The organism is Streptomyces sp. CC53 (assembly GCF_001865245.1).
Classification (GTDB): domain Bacteria; phylum Actinomycetota; class Actinomycetes; order Streptomycetales; family Streptomycetaceae; genus Streptomyces.
This window is the reverse complement of record NZ_MKXB01000081.1, coordinates 1-4,375: the sequence shown is the minus strand read 5'-3', so window position 1 is coordinate 4,375 and position 4,375 is coordinate 1. Positions and strand designations below refer to the sequence as shown.

Below are 4,375 nucleotides of genomic sequence, written 5' to 3'. Positions count from 1 at the left end.
CCCGGCCGCGCGGCTCCACGACGGCCCGACCGGCCGCCGCCGACCGCCGGTCCGCTCCCGGGGCGCCGCCGGTTCGAGGCCCCGTGACGCACCCTGCCGCGTATCCGGCGGCGCGCTCGGGCGAAGGGCCGGAGGGGTGCCCGCAGCCGCCCCCGGCGTTGCTCACGCAGCGTGTTCGACACACTGTCAGAAACCCGTCCAACAGGGGGGAGTGCGTCACGGGTAGGTCTCCGTGGCGGCCCCGCGGTTCCGCCCGTCGCACACCCTCCGTAACCTTGCTCCGAAGCAGCGGGCGGGGCCGAGCGGAGACACGTGGAACACACTCAGGGCATGGGCGCCGGGCTGGTGCTCGCCGGTCGCTACCGGCTCAGCGAAAGCATCGGCCGCGGGGGCATGGGCAGGGTGTGGCGGGCCCATGACGAAGTGCTCCACCGGACCGTCGCCGTCAAGGAACTGACGGCGGGACGGTACGTCTCCGAAGCAGACCGCGCGGTCCTGCACGCCCGCACCCAGAAGGAGGCGCGAGCCGCCGCCCGGATCAGCCACCCCTCCGTCGTCACCGTCCACGACGTGCTGGAGTACGACGACCGGCCCTGGATCGTCATGCAGTACGTGGACGGCCAGTCGCTCGCCGACGCGGTCAAGGCCGCCGGCTCCGGCCGCGTCGACCCGCGGGAGGCGGCCCGCATCGGCCTGCACGTGCTCGGCGCCCTCGGCGCCGCCCACGCGGCCGGGGTGCTGCACCGCGACGTCAAGCCGGGCAACGTCCTGCTCGCCAAGGACGGTCGGGTACTCCTCACCGACTTCGGGATCGCCGCCATCGAGGGCGACTCCACGATCACCCGCACCGGCGAACTCGTCGGCTCCATCGACTACCTGGCGCCCGAACGGGTGCGAGGCGGCGCCCCGGGCCCCGCCTCCGACCTGTGGGCGCTCGGCGCCACGCTGTACACGGCCGTGGAGGGCGCCTCGCCCTTCCGGCGCACGTCCCCGATCAGCACCATGCAGGCCGTCGTCACCGAGGAACTGCCGCCCGCCGCCCACGCGGGCGCGCTCGGACCGGTGATCACGGCGCTGCTCCGCAAGGACCCGGCAGACCGGCCCGCGGCGGCCGAGGCGGAACACCTGCTGGTCGAGGCCCTGGAGGGGCGCGCCCCGTCCGCCACCCGGGCGTACGCACCCCCACGCAGCGTCACCCGCGACGAGGTGCGGGAAGGCGCAGCCGGGGGGCGCGGCGACGGGCTCCCCGACGCGGCCGGCCGGCCCTCGCCGTCGCAGAGCGTCACGGGCACCCTCCACGGGGAGCAGACCGCGAGCGGAGCCCCCGCCGACGGCCCGCACCCGGCCGGCCGGTCCGGCACCCGGGCGACCGGCACGACCCTGCACGACCTGACCGGCGGCACGCACGGCCCTGGCCCGGGGGGTTCCGTCGACGGGCCGTCACCCGGCCGGCCCGGCCCCCGGTCCAGGGCCCGCCGCACGGTCCTCGCCGTCCTCGCGGCCGCCCTCGTCGGCGCGGGTACCAGCTTCGCCGTGCTGCGGTACGCCGGCGACGGTGGCAGCCCTCCGGGCGGCGGCCCGTCCGCCACCGCCGCGCCTCGCGCCGGGACGTCGGCCGAGGCGGCGGTGGGCACGAGCGGCACGCCCGAGGGCTGGCGGCGGGTGCAGGACCCGGAGGGCTTCAGCCTCCTCGTCCCGGAAGGCTGGACGCGCCAGACGGACGGCGACCAGATCGACTACACCCCCGACAACGGCCGCCACCGCATCCGCATCAGCGTCGACAGATCACCCGACTTCGAGAACCCGTACATGCACATGCTGGACGTGGAACGGCGATTGAAGGACAGATTGCCGGAGTATCGCCGGATCCAGCTCCACGCGAATACGTTCCGTGATCAACTGGAATCCTGTCTCTGGGAGTTCACCTGGCAGGAGGAGAAGGACCATCCCGGAAGGCGCCACGCGATCGACCAGGTGTACTACACGGACGGCGGAACGGAGTACGCGCTGTACATGTCGTCGCCCGAGGAGAGCTGGGCGACCACACGGGAGCAGTTCGAGATCGTGCTGCGCCACTGGCGACCCGCCGAGGAGTGACTGCCTCGGCGCGAGCGGAGGAGATGTGCCGTGTCGGTCGAAGGGTGGAGACCGGAGGAGCAGGGGGAACAGCGGCATCAGCAGCAGCCGCGGCGGCACGAGGCACCGCCGCGGGTGCAGGCGGGGGAGCGGCGGGAGCAGGGGCGCCCCCGCGAGCAACACCGGATCGTCGGCCGCTACCGCCTGGAGTCCCGGCTAGGCCGGGGCGGCATGGGGACCGTCTGGCGGGCGTACGACGAGCTGCTCGGCCGGCCGGTCGCGGTCAAGGAGCTCCACGTCGACATGGACGGCCCCGGCGGCGGGGCGGCGCCGCCGCTCGTGCCGGGGGAGGGGGCCGGCGGTGTCGGGGGGGTGCCGGGACCGCGTCCCGGCCCGGTGCCCGGCTCGGCCGCAGGCGCCGCCGACGCCGAACCGGCACAGGGCTCCGACGGGGACCTCGGGGCGCAGCCGGGTCCGCAGCCGGGACGGCGTCCAGGACCCGGCCCGGGCTTGCCGCCAGGGCCGGAGCCGGGGTCAGGGCAGGAGCCAGAGCCTGAGCCGGGTCCGGCGTACGGTCCGGGCCTTGACGCGGGGGCCCCATCCGGCCGCGGCCCGGGGGGCGGGACCGGCGCGGCGGACCCCGGCCCCGGCGCGCGGCCCGGCAGGGGTCCCACCCCGGGAGCATCCGGCAGGAGGGCCGGCCTCGGTGCGGTGTCCGGCGAGGATGCGGGTCCGGACGCGGGTGGAGGCGGGGGTTCCGGTCGGGACGAGGGCCGCGGTCCCGGCACAGACCCCCGTTCGGGTGCCGACTCCGGGCCCGGCGCGGGGCGCTGGACGGGGGCCGGTCGAGCGGCCGCGCCCGGCCGTCCTCCCCGTCCTGCTTCCGGCCCTGCCCCCGGTCCCGGTCCCAGCCCCGGTCCCGGCGCGCGGCCCGCGGTCGCCGGGCAGGGCCACGGCCCGGGCTCGGGTCCCGGCTCCGGCACCGGGGCCGTCGACTCCACCCTGCGGGAGGCGCGAGCCGTCGCCCGCGTCCACCACCCGCACATCGTGTGCGTCCACGACGTGGTGGAGGAGGAAGGCGTCCCGTACATCGTCATGGAGTTCGTGGAAGGCGTGTCCCTCGCCGAGCGGATCGCGGTGCGCGGACCCGTCGACGCACGGGAGGCGGCGCGCATCGGGCTCGCCCTGCTGTCCGCGCTGCGCGCCGCGCACGCCATCGGGGTGCTCCACCGGGACCTGAAACCCGCCAACGTGCTGATCGAAGAGGCCACGGGGCGCGTGGTGCTGAGCGACTTCGGCATCGCCCGGCTGGCCGGGGCGACGACGCTCACCGAGGACGGGATGTTCGTCGGCTCCCCCGAGTACACCGCGCCCGAGCGCGTGCAGGGCCGGCAGGCGGGGCCCGCCTCGGACCTCTGGTCGCTGGGGGTCCTGCTGTGCGCGGTCATGACGGGGCGTTCGCCGTTCCACCGCGACTCGCTGGGCGGGGTGCTGCACGCCGTGATGGAGGCCGAGATCCGTCCGCCCGCCGCGACCGGTCCGCTGCTGCCCGTCGTACGGGGACTGCTGGAGCGCGACCCGGAGCGCAGGATCGACGCGGCGGAGGCGGAACGGTTGCTCTACGCGTCGCTGGCCGCCGCACCGCCGCCCGGAACCGGCCGTGGAGCGAGGGCGTCCGGTGGACCGGGCCCACGGGTGCGCGGCGGCCCCGCGGGCCCGGCGCCGGGCGGCTTCGGCAGGCCCGGGGTCCCGGGAGCGCCCGCGTCCGGAGGCTTCGGTGCGCCCGGGGCCCCGGGGGCGCGCCCGCCCACGCCGTCGGCCGTGCCTCCGCCGCCCGCCTGGCCCCCGGACATGGCCGTGCCGCCGCCGCCCACCCGACGCCCCGACGCGGCACCGCCCCCCGGCACCGGGCCCGTGTCGGACACCCCGACGCACGACCGCCCCGACGGGCGGCCGGGCGACGCGGGGGACACCCGGCAGGGCGCGCGCTCCCACGAGAGTTCACCGGCGGGGAGCGAGGGGCCCGGTGGCGCGGTCCCGGGCGCCTCGGTGGGCCCCGACGGCTCGGGTGCGGCCGGGGGCTCCGGTGCGCCGGGTGACTCGGGTGACTCGGGTGACTCGGGGGGTGCCGAGGGTCCCGGTGGCTCGGATGCGGCCGGTCCGTGGGGCCCGGGCGGCACACGCGGTGGCTCATGGAGCGCCGGGGACGCCGAACCGTTCGCGAGCGGTCGCGGTGCGCCCGGTGGCGCCGAACCGACGAGGGACCGGCCGGGCCGGCGGGGCACGGGCGTGCGGGGCC

General features: G+C 77.5%; 2 protein-coding genes. Both read left to right on the top strand.

Annotated features, from left to right (window positions below):
• Positions 1-312: 312 nt before the first annotated feature.
• Positions 313-2,097 carry a serine/threonine-protein kinase gene (locus tag BJP40_RS07250; protein WP_071279538.1) on the top strand — a complete coding sequence of 595 codons (1,785 nt, stop codon included), beginning with the start codon at positions 313-315 and terminating at the stop codon, positions 2,095-2,097.
• 1,026 nt (positions 2,098-3,123) lie between these two features.
• On the top strand, positions 3,124-4,375 hold a 1,252-nt coding region (locus tag BJP40_RS36220; protein ID WP_371258608.1), incomplete at its 3' end, for a protein kinase.